The 19,990-nt window shown below is 60.3% G+C and carries 15 protein-coding genes and 3 tRNA genes; 6 read left to right on the forward strand and 12 right to left on the reverse strand.

The annotated features are described in order from the left end of the window. Nucleotides 1-27: 27 nt before the first annotated feature. Both purN and purM read right to left on the reverse strand, forming a co-directional pair. Entirely contained in the window at nt 28-624 is a 597-nt protein-coding gene (purN, locus tag ACR3FB_RS09135) for a phosphoribosylglycinamide formyltransferase (protein WP_419738032.1), read from the reverse strand. Further along, the gene (purM, locus tag ACR3FB_RS09140) at nt 621-1,667 is read right to left on the reverse strand and encodes a phosphoribosylformylglycinamidine cyclo-ligase (protein WP_480564455.1); all 1,047 of its coding nucleotides are present in this window, start codon (nt 1,665-1,667) and stop codon (nt 621-623) included. Before purM ends, purN begins: the two co-directional genes overlap by 4 nt. 107 nt (nt 1,668-1,774) lie before the next feature. Here purM and ACR3FB_RS09145 point away from each other — a divergent pair. Then, nucleotides 1,775-1,851 (forward strand) — tRNA-Ile (locus ACR3FB_RS09145). Between the two features lie 33 nt (nt 1,852-1,884). Here ACR3FB_RS09145 and ACR3FB_RS09150 read toward each other — a convergent pair. Continuing rightward, entirely contained in the window at nt 1,885-3,204 is a 1,320-nt protein-coding gene (locus ACR3FB_RS09150; RefSeq protein ID WP_480564452.1) for an ATP-binding protein, read from the reverse strand. 44 nt (nt 3,205-3,248) lie between these two features. On the opposite strand from ACR3FB_RS09150, the gene ACR3FB_RS09155 reads away from it, so the two are divergent. From ACR3FB_RS09155 to ACR3FB_RS09165, 3 genes are all read left to right on the forward strand, one after another. Then, on the forward strand, nt 3,249-4,163 hold the full coding sequence (locus ACR3FB_RS09155; RefSeq protein ID WP_480564449.1) for an MBL fold metallo-hydrolase: 915 nt from the start codon (nt 3,249-3,251) through the stop codon (nt 4,161-4,163). 75 nt (nt 4,164-4,238) lie between these two features. Next, a tRNA-Asn gene (locus ACR3FB_RS09160) sits at nt 4,239-4,313 on the forward strand. A 133-nt stretch (nt 4,314-4,446) separates the two neighbouring features. Beyond that, nucleotides 4,447-4,521 (forward strand) — tRNA-Asn (locus ACR3FB_RS09165). 11 nt (nt 4,522-4,532) lie between these two features. Here ACR3FB_RS09165 and ACR3FB_RS09170 read toward each other — a convergent pair. From ACR3FB_RS09170 to zwf, 4 genes are all read right to left on the reverse strand, one after another. Beyond that, on the reverse strand, nt 4,533-6,152 hold the full coding sequence (locus ACR3FB_RS09170; RefSeq protein ID WP_480564446.1) for a long-chain-fatty-acid--CoA ligase: 1,620 nt from the start codon (nt 6,150-6,152) through the stop codon (nt 4,533-4,535). Nucleotides 6,153-6,336: 184 nt separating this feature from the next. Next, on the reverse strand, nt 6,337-7,944 hold the full coding sequence (pgi, locus tag ACR3FB_RS09175; RefSeq protein WP_480564442.1) for a glucose-6-phosphate isomerase: 1,608 nt from the start codon (nt 7,942-7,944) through the stop codon (nt 6,337-6,339). 3 nt (nt 7,945-7,947) lie between these two features. Then, entirely contained in the window at nt 7,948-8,619 is a 672-nt protein-coding gene (gene pgl / locus ACR3FB_RS09180) for a 6-phosphogluconolactonase (protein ID WP_480564440.1), read from the reverse strand. Next, nucleotides 8,616-10,067, reverse strand: a complete 1,452-nt coding sequence (gene zwf, locus ACR3FB_RS09185; RefSeq protein ID WP_480564437.1) for a glucose-6-phosphate dehydrogenase — start codon at nt 10,065-10,067, stop codon at nt 8,616-8,618. The genes pgl and zwf overlap by 4 nt, the downstream gene beginning before the upstream one ends. A gap of 189 nt (nt 10,068-10,256) precedes the next feature. Here zwf and ACR3FB_RS09190 point away from each other — a divergent pair, with 189 nt between their 5' ends. Next, the gene (locus ACR3FB_RS09190) at nt 10,257-11,825 is read left to right on the forward strand and encodes a caspase family protein (protein ID WP_480564434.1); all 1,569 of its coding nucleotides are present in this window, start codon (nt 10,257-10,259) and stop codon (nt 11,823-11,825) included. A 4-nt stretch (nt 11,826-11,829) separates the two neighbouring features. Here the strand turns inward: ACR3FB_RS09190 and ACR3FB_RS09195 are convergent, their stop codons facing one another. Further along, complete coding sequence (locus ACR3FB_RS09195; RefSeq protein WP_170373832.1) at nt 11,830-12,099, reverse strand: usg protein; 270 nt, start codon at nt 12,097-12,099, stop codon at nt 11,830-11,832. 193 nt (nt 12,100-12,292) lie between these two features. Between ACR3FB_RS09195 and gyrA the strand changes: the two genes are divergently transcribed. Then, on the forward strand, nt 12,293-15,031 hold the full coding sequence (gyrA, locus tag ACR3FB_RS09200) for a DNA gyrase subunit A (RefSeq protein WP_480564431.1): 2,739 nt from the start codon (nt 12,293-12,295) through the stop codon (nt 15,029-15,031). A 30-nt stretch (nt 15,032-15,061) separates the two neighbouring features. Here the strand turns inward: gyrA and ACR3FB_RS09205 are convergent, their stop codons facing one another. From ACR3FB_RS09205 to ACR3FB_RS09220, 4 genes are all read right to left on the reverse strand, one after another. Next, nucleotides 15,062-16,330, reverse strand: coding sequence for a DsbA family protein (locus ACR3FB_RS09205; RefSeq protein ID WP_480564428.1), 1,269 nt, complete (start codon nt 16,328-16,330; stop codon nt 15,062-15,064). A gap of 87 nt (nt 16,331-16,417) precedes the next feature. Further along, nucleotides 16,418-17,887: a carboxypeptidase M32 gene (locus ACR3FB_RS09210; protein ID WP_480564425.1), complete on the reverse strand. Its 1,470-nt coding sequence runs from the start codon at nt 17,885-17,887 to the stop codon at nt 16,418-16,420. Between the two features lie 4 nt (nt 17,888-17,891). Then, nucleotides 17,892-19,037, reverse strand: coding sequence for a heme A synthase (gene ctaA / locus ACR3FB_RS09215; protein WP_480564422.1), 1,146 nt, complete (start codon nt 19,035-19,037; stop codon nt 17,892-17,894). Between the two features lie 62 nt (nt 19,038-19,099). After that, on the reverse strand, nt 19,100-19,843 hold the full coding sequence (locus ACR3FB_RS09220; protein WP_480564419.1) for an RNA methyltransferase: 744 nt from the start codon (nt 19,841-19,843) through the stop codon (nt 19,100-19,102). Nucleotides 19,844-19,990: the final 147 nt, after the last annotated feature.

Raw genomic sequence — 19,990 nt, forward strand, 5'->3', positions numbered from 1 at the left:
CGCCGGGTGTAAATCACCCAAGGGCGATCAGGGCAGCATAAGAACGGACCTGTTGCCTTCCGCATACCGCCGCAGCACCGGCGGGTAGAGCTGATGCTCATAAACCAGCACTTTGGCGGCCAGGCTATCGGGGGTGTCCTCGGGTGCAATCGCGACCCGCGCCTGCCCCAGAATTGGGCCATCATCCAGCGCCGCGGTGACCTCATGCACGGTGCAGCCGTGTTCGGCGTCACCTGCTTCGATCGCGCGGGCATGGGTGTGCAGGCCTTTGTATTTCGGCAGCAGCGAGGGGTGAATGTTCAGCATCCGCCCCTGAAAGCGCGAGACGAAATCGCCAGTCAGAACCCGCATGAACCCGGCCAGACAGACAATATCGGGTTGCGCGGCCTCAAGCGGTTTCAGCAGTTCCGCCTCAAACGCCGCTCGATCCCCTTTAAAGGGGCGGTGATCAACCACAGCCGTTTCAATGCCGCGATCCCGCGCCTTTGCCAGACCACCGGCCTGCGCGTCGTTGGACAGAACCAGACATGGGCGCGCAGGGTGGTCTCCGGTCATGCTGTCGACCAGAGAGACCATGTTTGACCCGCCGCCGGAAATCAGGATCGCGACGCGCTTGTGGCTCACAGCAGTTTGCCCGAATAGGCCACGCCAGCCTTGTCTGTCACAGTGCCGATGCGCGACACAGTCTCACCCGCCTCAACCAGCAAAGCCGTCAGCGCGTCGGCCTGATCTTCGGCGCAGACCACGATCATACCGATGCCGCAGTTGAAAGTTTTCAACATCTCAGCTTCGGCAATCCCGCCAGTTTCGGCCATCCAACCAAAGACAGGCGGCAAATCCCATGCGTCCAGATTGATCTCAGCACCCAGCCCTTCGGGCAGAACACGCGGCAGGTTTTCGGTCAGACCCCCGCCAGTAATATGCGCCAGCGCATGCACACCCCCGGCCCGGATCGCGGCCAGTGCAGGCTTCACATAGAGCCGCGTGGGCGTCAGCAGCGACTCGCCCAACGTGCCGCCGCTAAAGGGCGAGTCGGCCTCCCAACCCAGCCCGGAAATCTCGACCAGTTTACGCACCAGAGAGTAGCCGTTGGAATGCACCCCGTTCGAGGCCAGCCCCAACAGAACGTCGCCCGCCGCTACGCCGTCGGGCAGATCGGCACCACGCTCCATCGCGCCGACCGAGAACCCGGCCAGATCGAAATCACCATCGGGATACATGCCCGGCATCTCGGCGGTTTCACCACCGATCAGAGCACAACCAGACTGAGCGCAGCCTTCGGCAATGCCTTCGATGATCCGCGCGGCGGTATCGGTGTCCAGCTTGCCGGTGGCGAAATAGTCGAGGAAGAACAAAGGTTCAGCGCCCTGACAGATCAGGTCGTTGACGCACATCGCGACCAGATCAATGCCTACGCCATCGACAACACCAGTATCAATCGCGATCCGCAACTTGGTTCCAACGCCGTCAGTTGCTCCAACCAGAATGGGGTCTTCATAGCCAGCGGCCTTGAGGTCGAACAGCGCGCCGAACCCGCCCAGACCGCTCATGACACCGGGGCGATTGGTGCGTTTTGCAGCAGGCTTGATGCGGTCGACCAGAGCGTTGCCTGCATCAATATCCACACCCGCGTCGGCGTAGGTGATTCCGTTCTTGCCCGCTGTCATGGCCTATCCTTCATGAATGGTTTGCGGGCGGGTTAGTCGATTGTGCGCTTTGATGCAACGGTCAGGCTTGACGCGGGCGATCACCGTGGTACTCAAAGCGCTCAGGCGGGCCTGTAGCTCAATTGGTTAGAGCAGAGCGCTCATAACGCTTTGGTTGCGGGTTCAAGTCCTGCCGGGCCTACCAAATTCCGCCTTTTTTCCTAAGAACGCTGCGCCTCTAGCGCCCTACGATGATGTCGGCACACAGCCCGCCCAGTCGCTCGCTTTTGCCAAGGCGCAAGACGCCGCCATGGGCACGGGCGATGTCTGCTACGATGGCAAGGCCCAGCCCCACACCGCTGCCTTGGTTTTGGTTGCGTGCAGGGTCCAGGCGGGAAAAGGGCTTAACGGCCTCAGTCCGCTGTTCGGGCGGGATACCCGGCCCGTCATCCTCGACCCGGATGCGCAGCGATTTGGGCGTCAGCGTCAGGCTGACATCCGCCTTGCTGCCATAGCGCACGGCGTTACCAATCAGGTTCTCGACGGCCCGGCGCATGCCCGAAGGGCGTAGCATCACGGTCCCCTGCCCTTCGACGCCTACAATTTTCGCCTTATGGCCAGCCCGGTTCGCGTCGCTGACGATCTGCGTCAGCAAAGCTTCGGGATCGACCTCTTCGGGCGCGCCTTCTGCGGCACCGCGTGAAAAGTCGAGGAACGCATCCAGAAGCGACTGCATCTCGGTCACGTCCTGCTGCAACGGCGCAGCCTCTTCTTCGGGCAGCATTGATAGGCCAAGCTTAAGCCGTGTCAGCGGCGTACGCAGGTCATGGCTGACACCCGACAGCATCATTGTCCGCTGCTCCATCTGCCGCTCGATCCTCGCCCGCATGTCGAGAAAAGCGTTGCCCGCGGCCCGAACCTCGACCGCGCCGCCGGGGGAATACGGCACCACCCGTCCGCGACCAAAAGCCTGCGCCGCGTCTGCAAGCCGCGTAATGGGCCGGAGTTGGTTGCGCATGTATAGAAACGAGATCGAGGTCATGATGATGGCAAAGAATACCATCGTCACAATCAACTGATGCGGCGCTGCAGGGGACAGACGCCGTCGATCAAAGGTCAGCTGCAACAGACCCAGATGAGTGGGCATATACAGGCGCGCCTCTTGCCCGCTGGGCAGGGCAACTGCCACAAGGTCGGGCAATTCCGCCATCAGATCCGCCTCAACCTGTGGCGCTATAAAGTCGTACCATCTGCGCCGGCCGATTTCCGGCATCTCATCCGCATCGAGGAACTGCATCTTCATCGACAAAGCGCTTAGATCGGGACGCACGGCGGCCAGCGCCTGTTGCCGGGTCTCAGCCTCGGCCATGGTCTGAGTGATCAGTCGGACCTCACGCGCGGCGGCTTGCGTCATCTGCGCGGTCACGTCCTCCAGATGCTTTTGCAAGAACGCAATGCCCACCACCAGCAGCAAGGCCACCACCGGCAGGACAAGAATCAGGGCAGCCCGGACATACAGGCCGCGCGGCATATAGGGTTTGAGCCATTGCGTGGACATGCGCTAAACCTAGCGGGCTGCCCGGACAAGAGAAAGAGGACAGAATGCAGGCACCTGACGAATTCAACCCGCCGGTTGGCGTGGCGCATGAGTTGCAGCCGGGTTTGCGGCGCATTCTGGCTCCGAATCCCTCGCCGATGACGTATCGGGGCACGAACACCTATCTTCTGGGGACGCGGGATCTGGCGGTGATCGACCCCGGACCGCTGAGCAACGCGCATCTGGAGGCGATTCTGGACGCGTTGTCCCCCGATCAGAGAATCAGCCATATCCTCGTGACCCACACCCATCTGGATCATTCGCCTCTGGCTGCCCCGCTTGCCGCCCGCACGAGTGCCCCTATTCTGGCCTTTGGAGGCCCCGAAGCCGGGCGCAGTGCGGTCATGTCCGACCTCGCCCAAAGTGGCATGGTGCAAGGCGGCGAAGGCATCGACACCGCATTCCGGCCGGATGCCGAGCTGGCGGACGGAGAACGCATCACGGGTGACGACTGGCAGCTTGAGGTCATCCACACCCCCGGTCATCTGGGCAATCACATCGCGCTGGCCTGGGGCGATATCTGCTTTACGGCAGATCACGTGATGGGTTGGGCCAGCTCGCTCGTCTCTCCCCCTGACGGAGACCTCACCGACTTCATGGCGGCCTGTCATCGACTGCAACAGCGCGACTGGTCCGTCTTTCACGCGGGTCACGGCGCGCCGATCGAAAACCCTGCTGAGCGGTTGGAGTGGTTGATTCAGCATAGGCTAGGACGAGAAGCGCAGATCCTGGCGGCGCTGGCAGATCGGCAAGGCTCGGCCCGTCAATTGGCCGAGCGTATCTACACCGACACCCCGAAAGCCCTGCTGCCCGCAGCCGAGCGTAACGTCCTGGCGCATTTGATTGATTTGGCGGGAAAATCCAAAGTCACCTACAATGGCCCGCTTGCTTCAGATGCGGTTTTCCGGCGACTTTCGTGAGCGCGTGAAAAAATTCAGATTTCTCGCGCTTCCCCTCTGGACGTCAAAAATCGGGGTTGTTATACGCCCCTCAGTTCCGGCGTAGCTCAGCGGTAGAGCAGTTGACTGTTAATCAATTGGTCGTAGGTTCGATCCCTACCGCCGGAGCCAATCTTCTCAGCAGAATCCGGTGAAATTGGTCATGGTCCAGACGGGCCAGAACTGCGCTTTGCTGATCGGCAGAAAAAACTTTTCATCCCCCACTGGACGCCGTGAAAACAGCTTGCTATACGGCGCGAACCGTTCCGGCGTAGCTCAGCGGTAGAGCAGTTGACTGTTAATCAATTGGTCGTAGGTTCGATCCCTACCGCCGGAGCCAATTCCCCCAGATCACCCCGTCAATGTGTCGGCAAACTGCGTGCGCAAGGTCCGTTTCAGCACCTTTCCCGTGGCGTTCAACGGCAGAGCGTCGATGAATACAACCTTGTCCGGCACTTGCCATTTGGCGATCTTGCCATCGAAGAAGGACAGCAGTTCGTCCTCTGACGGCTCCTCTCCCTCGGCCTTCACGGCGACCAGAATCGGGCGCTCATCCCATTTGGGGTGCGGGACCCCGACAACGGCGGCTGTGGCGAGTTTTGGATGGGCGACCGCGATGTTCTCCAGCTCGACCGAGCTGATCCATTCGCCGCCTGATTTGATGATGTCCTTCGACCGGTCGCGGATCGTCATGTAGCCGTCGGCATCCAGAGTTGCGACATCCCCGGTGGCGAACCAGCCGTCCTGCAGAAGCGCCTCGTCCTGCATCTGGAAGTAGCTGTCCAGCACCCACGGGCCGCGCACCATCAGGTCGCCCTGGGTTTCGCCGTCATGGGGCAAGTCATTGCCGTCGTCATCCACGATCTTCAGCTCGACCCCGAAGGGAGGCCGCCCCTGGCTTTCGCGTAGACGGTGTTGCTCTTCGATCGGCAGGTCGCGATGTTTGGCAATCGGGACATTGGTTGAGCCCAGCGGGCTCATTTCACTCATGCCCCAGGCGTGGACGGTGTCAACGTCGTAGACCTCGCGGAAGGTCTCGATCATAGAGGGTGGGCAAGCAGCGCCTCCGATCACGGTACGCTCAAGACTGGCGAGTTTGCTGTCGGATTGCGCGGCATGGGCCAAAAGGCCCTGCCAGATCGTGGGAACGCCCATCGCGACCGTCACGCCATAAGTGTCAATGAGGTTGACGAGTGCCTCACCATGCAGCCCCGGCCCCGGTAAAACCATGCGCGAGCCGGACATGGCACAGGCATAGGGCGACCCCCAGGCATTGACATGGAACATCGGCACCACGGGCATCACCACATCCATCGCCGAATAGCCAATGACGTCTCGCGCATTCGAGGCGAAGCCATGCAATACGGTCGAGCGATGCGAATAGAGCACCCCCTTGGGATGGCCCGTCGTGCCTGAGGTGTAGCACAGGCCGGAGGCGGTGTTTTCGTCCAAATCCGGCCATGCGAAATCGGTATCACCCGTCTCGATCAGTTCATCATAGAATTGCAGCCCGTCGATCTGCGCGGCCGCTTCCTCATCACGAGGACCCATCAGCACAAAGTGATGGACCTCTCCCAGACCTTCTTGCAACGCCGCGACCAATGGGATGAAGGTGGCATCAAAAAACAGAACGCGATCCTGGGCGTGGTTGATGATGTAGGTCAGCTGCTCGGGGAAGAGGCGCGGATTGATCGTGTGACACACGAAACCTGCGCCCGAGGTCGCATAGTAGATCTCAAGGTGGCGGCGATTATTCCAGGCCAGGGTGCCGATGCGGTCTTGTGGTTCCAGTCCAAGCTTGGTCAATGCCGATCCCAACCGGCGAGCGTTGCGCGCCACGTCGGACCAATTGGTTTGCGCTACGGTGCCGTCTGTTTCAACCGACACGATTTCCGTCTCACCGTGGTAGCGCTCTGCGTGATCAATCAGTGACGAGATCAGCAAGGGCTGCGTCATCATCTGTCCCAGCATGGACATCCTCCCTTTTTTGTTCAGGCCACGCTGTCGGCGGCCATTCCGTGCTTTGAGTGATACGCGGGCCTGTGGCCGGGCGATCAATCATGACGGTTCATTGGGAAGAACCCTGCCAAGCAATTATTTGTCTGACAATAAAAAGATTGCAGCCCGAGATTGCCCCGGGCCGCAAATCACCACGTCAATTGCGGTGTTGCAGGGCATAGGCGACCAGAGCGGCAGTCGAGCCATCCTTGTCATCCGCGCTTTCTTCTCCGTCCACGATCGGCCCGAGTGAGGTGGCAAGTTCTTTGCCCAATTCAACGCCCCATTGATCGAAGGAATTGATGCCCAGAAGAGCGCCTTCGACGAACACCCGATGCTCATAGAGCGCTATGATCTGCCCCAACACAAAGGGCGTCAGTTTGGGATAGATCAAGGTAGTCGAGGGCCGGTTGCCCGGAAAGACCCGATGCCGCGCCTGACGGTCAAGTTCATCGCCCGTCAAGCCTTTGGCCGCCATGCGGGCGCTGGCTTCGTCAAAAGACCTGCCGCGCATCAAAGCCTCGGACTGGGCGAGGCAGTTGGCCAGAAGCAGGCGGTGGTGATGGGCCAGTTCAGGCTCATGCCCCTCGGCAGCGACCATGAATTCGCAGGGGATCACGTCGGTGCCCTGGTGGATCAGCTGGTAGAAAGCGTGCTGGCCATTGGTGCCCGGCTCACCCCAGACGACAGGCCCCGATGGCACCGACAGCGCGCTGCCATCCATTGCGACCGATTTGCCGTTCGATTCCATCTCAAGCTGCTGGAAATAAGCCGGCAAGCGCAGCAGCCTCTGGTCGTAGGGCAACACCGCGCGGCTGGCATGGCCCAGCACCTGACGATGCCAGATTCCGACCAAGGCGAGCATCACTGGCACGTTCTCAGCCCAGTCGGCCGAACGGAAATGCAGGTCCATAGCCTGTCCGCCCCGCAGGAACGCGTCGAACGCGTTCGAGCCAATCGCGATCATCACCGGCAATCCGACAGGACCCCAGACAGAATAACGCCCTCCGACCCAATCTGCGAAACCGAATACGCGATCCTCGGGGATGCCGAAGGCCTGCGTTTTGTCTAACGCGCTTGAGACGGCGGCAAACTGCTTGGCGGGGTCTCCTCCGCCCTCGCTCATCCATGCCCGCGCGGTGCGGGCGTTGGTCATGGTTTCAATCGTTGTGAAGGTTTTCGAGGCCACGATCACCAATGTCCGGGTCGGGTCCAGCTGGCGCAACGTATCCGCGATATGCGCGCCATCAACGTTCGAGACATAGTGCAGACGCGGCCCATCATGGTAGGGCGACAGCGCATGGGTCGCCATCACTGGCCCCAGATCCGAGCCTCCGATACCGATATTCACCACATCGGTAAAGCTGCCCCCTGCCCCGGCTGCCGTGCCTCCGCGCACCTCCTCTGCGAAGACGCGCATCCGCTGCAAGGTGTCCAAAACGTCCGGCATCACATCCTGACCATCGACCTGCACCGCGTCGCCGTCCAGGTTTCGCAACGCCGTGTGCAACACCGCGCGATCTTCGGTCTCGTTGATTTTCTGGCCAGAAAACATCGCCTCGCGGCGTGCTTCCAGATCGGCTTGGTCACATAGTTGGATCAGAGCGTCCCGAATCTCGCCGTCGAGCTGCGTTTTTGAGTAGTCGAACAGCATATCGCCGGTTGAGGCGGAGAAATTCTGTGCACGATCCGCGTCCGCTTCGAACAGGTCTAGAATGCGCGCCTGCTGCGATGCTGCTAGTGCTTTCAATCTATCCAGTTGCATGGCTCACTCCGCCCAATGCACGGTCATGCCGCCCAGAACGGCCGCGATCGGCGCCTCTTCGGGCGGCAGAGACATGGCCTTCTCCAGCGCTTCCCGCTTCTCGGCGCCGAAAATGATCAGATGTTTCGACAAGGCCCCATCTAGGACCGGAGCCGTCAGGGTGATGCGCGGTTCCGGCTGCACATCCGTCCGCGCCACGGCCAGTGTCGGCGCATTGCTGTCCAACGCCTCAGCCAACCCCAGCATTCCGGGAAACAGTGAGGCTGTGTGCATATCGCCGCCCATCCCCAACACCAGTACCGACAAAGGCAGCACTGGTGCGATCAATGACTCGATCTCTGGCAGAGCGTCCTCGGGCGCGGCCCCCGGCACATAAAGCGGCACGTATTGCGCCACCGAGGCGCGGTTGGTCAGAAGACGTTCGCGGATCAGACGCTCGTTCGAGCGGTCACTGTCCACAGGCACACAGCGTTCGTCGGTCGGCAGCACGCGTATCCGCGCCCAATCGAGATCTGCAGCGCAGAGGACATCAAAAACCGGCCCCGGAGTCGTTCCGCCCGGCACTGCAAGGGCCACCGTGTCGTCATGCAACAACGCGGCCTCCAATTCTCCGGCCAATGCGTTGGCCACGTCGATCGCCAACATGTCGCGGTCGGCATATTCCTGAATATTCATGGCTTGATTCCTTGCCAGTGGCGACCATCTCGTTTCATCAGCAGCTCGGCGTCGCCCGGCCCTGTGCTGCCACTATCATAGGGTTTGGGGACATCGCCCCGCGCCTGCCATCCGGCGATGATCGGATCAGTCCAGGCCCAGGCGGCCTCGACCTCATCACCGCGCATGAACAGGGTTTGGTTGCCCCGGATCACGTCCATGATGAGACGTTCATAGGCGTCAGGCGGATCCTGATTTTCGGGCCCGAGCGCCTCGGCAAAGCTCATGTCGAGCGGGACGTCGATCAGGCGCATTCCACCCTGCCCCGGTTCCTTGATCGTCACCTTCAGGGTGATCCCCTCATTCGGCTGCAACCGGATCGACAAGGCATTAGCGTGCCGCCCTGCTGCCTCGCCAAAGATCGAATGCGGAGCGTCCTTGAACTGCACGTTGATCACCGAGGACCGCGCCACCAGCTGCTTGCCGGTGCGCAGGTAAAACGGCGTCCCGGCCCATCGCCAGTTGCTGATATGCGCCTTAAGGGCCACGTAGCTTTCCGTGGTCGAGCGGGGATTGCCGACAACCTCACGGTAGCCCGCCCCATCGGCCTCGGCGAACTGCCCGCGTACAATATGGTGCGGCTCAACCGGGTCGAGCGCGCGGATGACCTTGAGCTTTTCGTCCCGCACCGCGTCCGGATCAAACTTGGCGGGCGGCTCCATCGCGATCAGGCAGAGCAGTTGCATCAGATGGTTCTGCACCATGTCGCGCATGGCTCCGGCGCGTTCATAATAGTCTTCGCGCCCTTTGACACCGACCGTTTCGGCCACGGTGATCTGGATGTGATCCACGTATTGGCTATTCCAGAGCGGCTCAAACAGCATGTTGCCAAACCGCACGGCCATCAGGTTCTGGACGGTTTCTTTCCCCAGATAGTGGTCGATCCGATAGATCTGCCCTTCGTCGAAATGCGCCGCCAGCGTCGCATTCAAAACCCGCGCGCTGTCCAGATCGTGGCCAAAGGGTTTCTCTACCACGATCCTTGTATCCTCGGTCGCAAGCGCATGCGCGCGGATACGTTCGGCCAGAGGGGCAAACAGGCTAGGACCAACCGAGAAATAGAACGCCCGCACCCGGTCCGGGGTCAATTTGCCTGCCAGCTCATCCCACCCGCCGGTTGAGAGGGCATCCATCCGGACGTAGTCGAGGCGCTGCAGGAACCCTTGCAGATTCTCAATCTCGCTGGACCGTCTGGGCGTATAGCTCCGCAACGACTCGGCCACGAGGGTCCGGAACGCATCCGTCGAAAGCTCACTGCGCGCAGCCGCAATGATGCGCGCGCTTTCAGGCCACTGCCCCGCGCAGAACCTGCGAAACAAGGCGGGCAGGATCTTGCGCTGCGCAAGATCTCCGGTGCCGCCGAAAATGACCAGATCGAACGGATCGACGGGAATGACGCGTGAAACCATGAGTTGTCCTTAACCTGCACCTAAGGTCATGTCCAATGTTAGCGCAATCATAACGCTACTTTTTTCCGTCGCATGACCTGAAAACCGCCTCTTATGCGATGGGTTAAGCCAAAGTAATCCAAATCACTGAGGGACGCGGCGGTTTTCCGCTATAGATGTAACAGGATCATTCCAGTTTGGGTTGTTGAGATGAACAAGTTTCTGTTTTTTCTGTTTGCATGTTTCGCCGCCCCGCTTTGGGCGCAAGAGCGTTTGGCGCTGGTGATCGGCAATGATCAGTACAACTCGGTCGTTGATTTGAAGAAAGCCGTCGCCGATGCCGAGGCTGTTTCCGACAAGCTGGAAAATCTGGGTTTTGAAACTATCCAAGGTCTCAACCTCGACCGGCGCGGTATGAACCAGAAAATCGCCGACTTTACGGCTCGGCTTGAGGCTGGCGATACCGCTTTTGTGTTCTTTGCCGGTCACGGCGTTGAGATCGACGGAGAGAATTATCTGCTGCCCACCGATATTGTCGCGCCCTCGTCCGGCGAGACCGATTTTGTGAAGTCCGAATCCATCGCCCTGTCGAACCTTTTGGACCGCGTCCGCGCCACCGGTGCGCGCACTTCCATCGCGATCATAGACGCCTGCCGCGACAATCCGTTTGAAACCGTTTCCGGGCGCAGCGTCGGGCGCACCCGCGGCCTCGGTCGCATCAACGCGCCTGAGGGTATGTTCGTGATCTTCTCAGCCGGGGCTGGCCAGATGGCGCTGGACCGCCTGAGCGATGATGAACCCGCGAAGAACTCAGTCTTCACCCGCGCATTGCTGCCGCGCCTGTCAGAACCGGGTCTTGAGCTGCGCAGCATGGTCTCAGACCTGCGGCGCGAGGTGCGCGATCTGTCCCGCACTGTCCAGCATACGCAGATCCCGGCCTACTATGATGAGTTGCTGGGAGAGTTCTATTTCACCCCAGCTGTCGCAACGGTCCCGCGGAACGCGCCAACGCCCCCGACAGATGACATGCGCGCAGATCTAGAGCTTGCGCGCTCGGTTGGGACGGTGACGGCGCTGGACGCATTTCTGGAGAAATACGAGGATCAGTCTGAGAACTACTCTTATGAGGTGGCTCTGCAGCTGCGCGACAGCCTTGCCTCGGTTGAGCTGCCAATCGAGACAGAGCGCACTCCGGCCCCCGAAGCCCCAGACACCCCGATTATTTCAGATTCGCGCGAAGTGATGCGCGCCACGCAATCGGCCTTGAACGCGCTGGGCTGCAGTGCAGGCGGCGCAGATGGTGTCGCCGGACCGCGCACCCGTCAGGCCTTTGCGCGCTACCGTGAAGCGAGCGCGTCGCAATTGGGGGCGGATGATTTGGGAACTCAGCACGCATTGGAAGAGTTGCAGGGCAAAAGCGGCACGATCTGCAAAGTGGTCGCTGCTCCATCCCCCACACCGTCCCCTGCGCCATCGGTATCCACCAGCCTTTCTATGGCTGGCACCTGGCAGTTCAAGGCCACCTGCGCGGTGGTCGTGAAAGTGACCGGAACAGTGCGCTACTCTCATGCCGGAGGCAACAAATACACCGGAAGCCTCACCGACTCGTTGGGTCAAAAAGCCAACACGGTGATCTACGTGAATGACCAACAGATCAGCGGCACCGACTATTTCCCTGGCATCACAGTTCAATGGCGCGGTCGTCTGGCTGAAGATGGCAACAGCTTCACCAGCTCGGGCTCAACCGGGTGTTCGGTCTACGCGTGGCGGGCGGGATAAGGCGTCAGTTCACGCGGAACTCACCCACCATATTGCGCCATTCCCCCGGCGCGATCATCTTGCGGTGGGTGAACTTGACCGAGTGCAAAGGCCCCTCAATCTCTCGCTGCCAAAAGTCGATAAATTCGAACAGTTTTGGATGATCCGGCGCCAGATCATATTCCTGCCAGATAAACGTATTCAGGACATGGATATAGTCAGGCATATGGTAGAAGAATTCCGCCGTCGTCAGACCGTATCCCTTCAGCATCAATTCGGTTTCGCTTTGCTGCATTCAGACCTCCGATTTCGTTCAGGGTCTCTCCATGATAGCAGCAAAACCACCTAACAGTTGGATAACAAGATGTTACCCTAGTGTTACTTCGGATTTTCACACGCGGATTCGTTGCTTGCTTGCACCTTATGTGCTGGGTCTGATAGAGTAGAACCACAAAATATAGAGTCTGCACAAGAAACGAGCAGTTTACGTGAGCGATACGCCAGAAACACCTGAAAACATGGATGAAACCCCGCCCGAGCGCCCTGTCTATGACGGCCCGACGGTCTCCATCGAATCCGAGATGCGCACGTCCTATCTGGACTATGCCATGTCGGTCATCGTTTCCCGCGCGATCCCCGATCTGCGCGATGGTCTGAAACCCGTGCATCGGCGGATTTTGTACGCCATGCACGAGACCGGTAACACGCATGAAAAGGCGTATCGCAAATCGGCCCGTCCGGTCGGCGATGTGATGGGTAAATACCACCCACACGGCGATAGCGCGATCTATGACGCGCTGGTGCGGATGGCGCAGGATTTCTCGATGTCGCTGCCGTTGCTGGACGGTCAGGGCAACTTTGGTTCGATGGACGGCGATAACCCAGCGGCCATGCGTTACACCGAAGTTCGGATGGACAAACCTGCCGCAGCCCTGCTGGCCGATATCGAAAAAGAGACGGTTGATTTTCAGGACAACTACGACGGCAAAGATAAAGAGCCGACCGTCCTGCCCGCCCGCTTCCCGAACATGCTGGTCAATGGTGCAGGTGGTATCGCCGTTGGTATGGCCACGAATATCCCGCCGCACAATCTGGGCGAAGTGGTCGACGCCACGCTGGCTCTGATCGACGATCCGGATCTGACCTCCGAACAACTGATAGAATACGTCCCCGGCCCCGATTTCCCAACCGGCGGCGTCATGCTCGGCCGCTCCGGTGCGCGCAAAGCCTATTTGGAAGGCCGTGGCAGCGTCATTATCCGCGCCAAGACCCGAGTCGAGGAACTGCGCAAAGATCGCTACGCCATTGTCGTGGATGAGATCCCTTATCAGGTTAACAAAGCCTCGATGATCGAAAAGATCGCCGAAGCAGTACGTGAGAAGCGCATCGAAGGCGTAGCGCATGTTCAGGACGAATCCGACCGCAACGGCGTGCGCGTGGTGGTCGAGCTGAAGCGCGATGCAACGCCCGAGGTGGTGCTGAACCAGCTTTATCGCTTCTCGCCGATGCAGACCTCCTTCGGCTGCAACATGTTGGCCCTGAATGGTGGCCGACCCGAGCAATTGACCCTGCGCCGATTCCTGACATCCTTCATCGACTTCCGCGAGGATGTGGTAGCCCGCCGTACCGCCTATGATCTGCGCAAAGCTCGCGAGCGTAGCCACATCCTGTGTGGTCTGGCCGTGGCCGTCTCGAACGTGGACGAAGTTGTTGCCACCATCCGGTCGTCGGCAGACGCGGCCGAGGCGCGTGAAAAGCTGATGACCCGCCGCTGGCCTGCGGCCGAGATCGAAGGCTATTTGCGCCTGATCGACGACCCGCTGTCCAAGATGAACGATGATGGCACCTATAACCTGACCGAGGTTCAGGCCCGTGCGATCCTCGAATTGCGCCTGCAGCGCCTGACCCAGCTGGGCGTCAAAGAGGTCACGGACGAGCTGGAGCAACTGGCAGCCAAGATCAAGGAATACCTCGATATTCTGTCCTCGCGCGAACGGATCATGTCGATCATTGGCGATGAGTTGCGCGAAGTGCGTGAGCAATTCGCCGTGCCACGCCGCACCGAGATCGTCGATTGGTCCGGCGACATGGAAGACGAAGACCTAATCGAACGCGAAGACATGGTCGTTACTGTCACCTCGGGCGGCTATATCAAGCGGACCCCGCTGGCCGACTTCCGGGCGCAAAAGCGTGGCGGCAAGGGCCTGTCGGGGATGCAGACCAAGGAAGAGGACGTGGTCACCACGCTCTTCGTGGCCAACACCCATACGCAGCTGCTTTTCTTCACCACCGATGGCATGGTCTACAAGCTGAAGACCTGGCGCCTGCCGCAATCGGGGCGGACCGGCAAGGGCAAGGCGATCGTCAACATCCTGCCGATCCCGACCGGAGTCTCCATCGCGGCGATCATGCCGGTCGACGTCCCTGACGAGGAATGGGAAAACCTTCAGGTCGTCTTCGCCACAAGCGCGGGCACCGTACGGCGTAACCGCCTGTCGGACTTCACCAATGTGAAGCGCAACGGCAAGATCGCCATGAAGTTCGAGGATGAGCACGCCGAAACGAAACTGATAAACGCGCGCATCTGCTCGGAAGAGGATGATGTGATGCTGGTCACCAAATCCGGCCGTGCGATCCGATTCCCGACGACGGACGTGCGGGTGTTCAACAGCCGCTCTTCGGTCGGTGTTCGCGGTGTGCGCCTCTCCGGCAATGACGAAGTGGTTTCGATGTCCGTCATCCGCCATTTCGATGCGACCTCGGATGAGCGGGCCGCATATCTCAAGATGCGCCGTCTGATGGCTGGCGTCACCGATGAGGCCGAGGGCGATGAGGATGAAGGCAATGCCGACAGCGTTCTGCCTCAGGAACGTTATGCCGAGATGTCGGCCGCGGAGAACCTGATCCTGACCATTACAGCGGGCGGCGCAGGCAAGCTGAGCTCCAGCCATGACTACCCTGTCCGTGGGCGCGGCGGCATGGGCGTTGCCGCAATGGACAAGGCGATGCGCGGCGGCGAACTTGTCGCCTCGTTCCCGGTCGAGATTGATGACCAGATCATGCTGGCCACTTCAAAAGGTCAGTCGATCCGCGTGCCGGTCGATGGCATTTCCTTCCGGTCCCGCAGCGCCGGCGGCGTGCGGGTATTCAACACCGGCAAAGCCGAAGAGGTCGTCAGCGTCGCCTGGATCGCCGATCAGGGCGATGAGGACGAGGCCGAAGAATAAGTCTTTCGGCCATGGAACATGAAACAGGCGCTATCCGGACCCGGGCAGCGCCTGTTTTGATTCAGTGCCCAATAGATCAGCCACAGCCCAGAGCCGATCCTGACCCCAAATGCTCTGACCGTCGACGTGGAAGCTGGGAACACCCCAAAGGCCAACGTCTTGCAGCCTGTTTTGGTTCTGCTCAACCCGCCGACGCCAAGTCTGTGATTTCAGCTCATCGCGCGCCTTGGCCCAATCCAGACCGGCGGCCCTGACAATATGGGATAGCCCTCTATCACTCGCCGCGTCCGCACCCTCGGACCAGACCGAGCGCATAAAAGCAGAGCAAAACGTGGCCATCCGACCTTCGGATTCGGCGTAGTCGAACAACGCATAACCGCGCTCGACCCCCGCGCCCAGAGGGTCGCAGATACGGCCAAACGGGATACCCAGCCGCCGTGCCTCACGCGTGCAATCCTGAAGGATGTATCGGGATTTCGCCTTTGGCACTGGCAAGCCGCGCATCAGCATCGGCAGCACCGGACGCAGGATCAGTTCAGCCCTGTAGTGTTCTGCCAAGTGCTGGACCCGGTCAAAAGCCAGAAAAGAATACGGGCTGCGGAAGGAGAAAAAGAACTCCAGAGTTTTTGGGGTGTCCCCTTGGCGGTCAAACACCGGCTCTGGGGGCGGCACCAGAAGGGGACCGGTACCCAGCCCGGCGCTTTGTAACCTGTCTTCAAGATAGTGCAGTCGGTCCACACCCCAGTACCATTCACCGCCATAGTAAAACGTGCCACCCAGGTAGTGTGCCATCACGCGCAACGCCTGATCCCCGGCGCGCATAGCAGCGGCGGGATCACTCTGTTTGCCCACAGGTAAATCCCGCCCAGCCCATTGGGCGGCGCTAATGGCTTTGAGATGTTGCGCGAAATCCGGCTCTCCAAGATGGGCGGCCAGATGAGCGTTGACCTCTGGCGGCAAGCCAGCCGCCTTTGGCGCGTCCAAACCCAGCTTTTGCGCCAAGCGCGTTGCATCTTTGAGCGCGTTCTCGCGATGCGCTTTCGGATCAGGAACCGCCTCTGCTGGCGGGCCTGAGATCAAATGAGGGCGCAGCGCAATGTCATACCGCTCTTCAAATGACGGCAAAACCTGCGCGGTCAGCGCGCAATATGGATCAGACTCGTCGTGGAAATAGTGAACTTCGTGCTGCGCGCCGCGTGCCCTTCGGCCCAGATCATGCAGGCCACGACGCGTGTTTTGCAACCCTCGGCTGGTGATGATCTCGGCAAGCCGGGGTTTTACCAAAGAAGTGAAGGGCACAGTCGTCTCCGCCTGGGTCAGATACCCTACCCTAGCCAATCCCGCGCGGAACACCACGCGGGCACACGGCAACGTGAGTGGCCCGGGTTACAGCCCGTAAAGCGCGCCGAATTTCTGCTCCAGATAACTCAGCAGCGGGTCCGGCCCCGGTTCAACACCGCTTGCACGCTCAATGACCTCACGCGGGGCGTAGAGCCCACCATATTGCTGCACATTCTCGCGCAGCCACGTGGTCGCGCCCGAGGTATCGCCTTCGGTCAATTGCCCATCCAGCCCCGGCACGGCGTCGCGCAGCGCCTGATAGAGACACCCGGCATAGACGTTGCCCAGAGAATAGGTCGGGAAATAGCCGAACAGACCCACGGACCAATGCACATCCTGCAGACATCCATTCGAGGGTTTGTCGACCGCATAGCCAAAATCGGCCTTGAAGCGGTCATTCCATGCGGCCTCAAGGTCCGAGACCTGCAGGTCCCCGGCCATCAACGCGCGTTCCAGATCAAAGCGCAGCATGATGTGCAGGTTATATTGCACCTCATCCGCCTCGGTTCGGATATAGCCGTTTTGGACGTGGTTCACAGTCGCGTAGAAGGCGTCGGCATCCGCGATCCCGAAATCTCCGAACGCGTCGCGCATCTGGGTGAACAGCCATCCGGTGAAGGCGCGCGAGCGGCCAAGCTGGTTTTCATAGATCCGGCTTTGGCTTTCATGCACGCCCATCGACACGCCCTGACCCAGAGGCGTCAACGCGTAGTCTGGGTTGATGCCCTGTTCATAGGCGGCGTGGCCGACCTCATGAATGGTTGAGTAAAAGCAGTTGAACGGGTCAGTCGCGCTGGTCCGGGTCGTGATCCGCACGTCCGAGCCACTGCCCGAGCTGAACGGATGCACCGCCTTGTCGACGCGGCCTCGGTGCAGGTCGTAACCGAAGGCGCGCGCCAGTTTTTGCGACAGGCGCATCTGCTCAGCTTCGTCGAAAGAACCGTCCAGCGCCTTTGGGGCGGGCCGATCCAGAACCGCCGCTCGCAGTGCCACCAAGCGGGGGCGCATCTGATCGAAGATCTCCGCAATCTGCGCTCCTGTCGTATGGGGCTCATAATCCTCGACCATGGCGTCATAAACGTCGCCGCCCTGCGCCAGTGCGGCCCCTTCCTCGCGTTTCAGCGCAACGACTTCTTCCAGCACTGGCAAGAAGGCCGAGACATCCTCATCCGCGCGCGCCTGCGCCCATTTGCCTTGCGCGGCAGAGGTGACCCGAGCAAGAGCTTTGGCCAGATCGGCGGGGACTTTGATGGTGCGCTCATAGGACCGGCGGATCTCACGCAACTGGGCCTGACCCGAGGCATCATTCGCGTTGGCTTGGTCCAGCCATTCGGCCACGCGCGGGTCGGACTTGCGGGCGTGCAAAACGGCCTCAATCGCGGCCATTTCCTCGGCCCGTTGCGGGGCAGCTCCGCGCGGCATCATGGTCTCCTGATCCCAGCCGAGCCGGCCGGCGATCTGACCAAGCGCCGAGGTTTCACGTTGAAAGGCCATCAGGTCGTCAAAGGCGCTCATCGGGTCACGCTCCACGGATTGAGGTTGCAATGGGATAGCCGCTCAGGAAGCGCGCGCGTAGGATCAGGATCCAGACCACGACGGCCATGAACTGGTGGAAAATGGCGATCTGCCAAGGGGCTGCGTAGACGACCGTGACGATCCCGACCACCACCTGTAAAGACAGGGCTGCAAAGGCTGCATTGAAGGCAAAACGGGTTTGTGGATGGGCGCTGCCCTGCCCCCGACGCCAGACGATGATGGCGAAGATGAACAGCAGATAGCCCGCGCAACGGTGGATGAACTGCACCAGACCGGGGCTTTCGAAGAAGTTGCGCCATAGCGGTTCCAGCATGGTCGCATCTGGCGGCAACAGCTGCCCACCGATCATAGGCCAGTCTGTGTAAGACCGCCCAGCGTCAATCCCGGCGACCAGCGCACCGATGAGTATTTGTAAAAAGGTGAAATGCAGAAGGCCGGTCGAGAGCGAGAACAGCTTCGCCTCTTTCGCGCGGCGCGCCTGCATCAGATCACGCTCGTCCCGACCCAGCTCAAAGATATACCACGCAAGGAACCCAAGGATCACAAAAGCCAAGCCGAGATGCGTCGCCAGGCGATAGCTGGCAACGGCCGTCATGCCCTCGCCCTGCGTGACGCCCGAGGCGACCATCCACCAGCCGACCGCACCCTGAACGCCGCCCAAGGCACCGGGGATCAGCAGTTTGCCGGTCCAACCCGCGGGGATTTTGCGCGCGATCAGGAAACCAAAGAAGCCAATTGCCCAGACCAGACCGATCACGCGACCCAGTTGGCGGTGGCCCCATTCCCACCAGTAGATGAACTTGAAATCATTCAGCTCCATCCACTGGTTTTGGATGCGCCACTGGTCGATTTCCTTGTACTTGTCGAATTCGGATTGCCAGTCGGCCTCGGTCATCGGCGGGATGGCCCCGGTGATCGGACGCCATTCGGTGATCGATAGCCCACTATCGGTCAACCGGGTCAGCCCCCCAACGGCGATCATCACAACAACCAGAGCGAACAGGATCATCAGCCACGCGCGGATCGCCTTGCGTGCCCCGCCCCGTCCCTTGTCGATCATACCGGGTTGAATGGCTTGTTGTTTTTCGGTGTCTGAGACTTCTTCGAAGATGCTGCGCTTGGCGCTCATGCTGTCCTCATATGTCCTGGATTTCGTCGCAAGCTAGGGCCAGTGAGGGACAAGGTCCAGCCTTACCCTTTGTCTTTCCAACGGACCATCTGACGCATGACTCCGTGCAACATCTGCACATCCGCCCGCGTCATCCGCATCCGCGACCACAGGTTGCGCAGATTGGTCTTCATGCCTTCGGCCTTTTCCGGTGGGTAGAAGAAACCAGCCTCTTCCAGCCGGTCTTCATAGTGTTCAACCAGCTTCTCGACCTCGATCCCGGTCGCCCAGTCGCCCTTGCCCAGATCGGTAGCCTCATGCACCACATCGCCGGTTTGGCGCATCCACTCATACGCCGTCAGCAGCACGCATTGCCCAAGGTTGAGCGAGGCATATTCCGGGTTCACAGGCACCGAGATGATGGCATTGGCCTTGGCGATATCCTCATTCTCAAGCCCCGCGCGTTCGGGGCCAAAGAGAACTGCCACCTTTTCGCCCGCGGCAACCTTTTCAGCCGCAATCTGCATGGCGCGTTCCGGGCTGTAGACCGGCTTGGTCAACCCGCGTTGCCGTGCGGTGGTCGCAAACACAAAGGTGGTGTCAGACAGCGACCCCGCCAGATCGTCAAACAATTGTGCCTCATCCAGAAGCCGACCGGCACCGCTGGACATCGCCACCGCCTTAGGGTTCGGCCACCCGTCCCGAGGGGCTACGATCCGCATCCGGTCCAGCCCGAAATTCCACATCGCCCGCGCGGCGGCCCCGATGTTTTCGCCCATTTGTGGGCGCACGAGTACAAAGAAAGGCTGAGAGGTTTCACTAGGCATGTCTGTCTCCGAAAGCTCCGCCTGCTCTAATCACCCAGCCTCATCAGGGCAACCCGATCCTCTTCTTCTGTTCCCAAATACCCGCTCGGCAGGCATAAAAGTTTGCTTCCCGCGCTCAATCCGCTAAACCGCGCCAAAGAATGAAAG

This window comes from Ruegeria sp. AO1 (assembly GCF_056535985.1).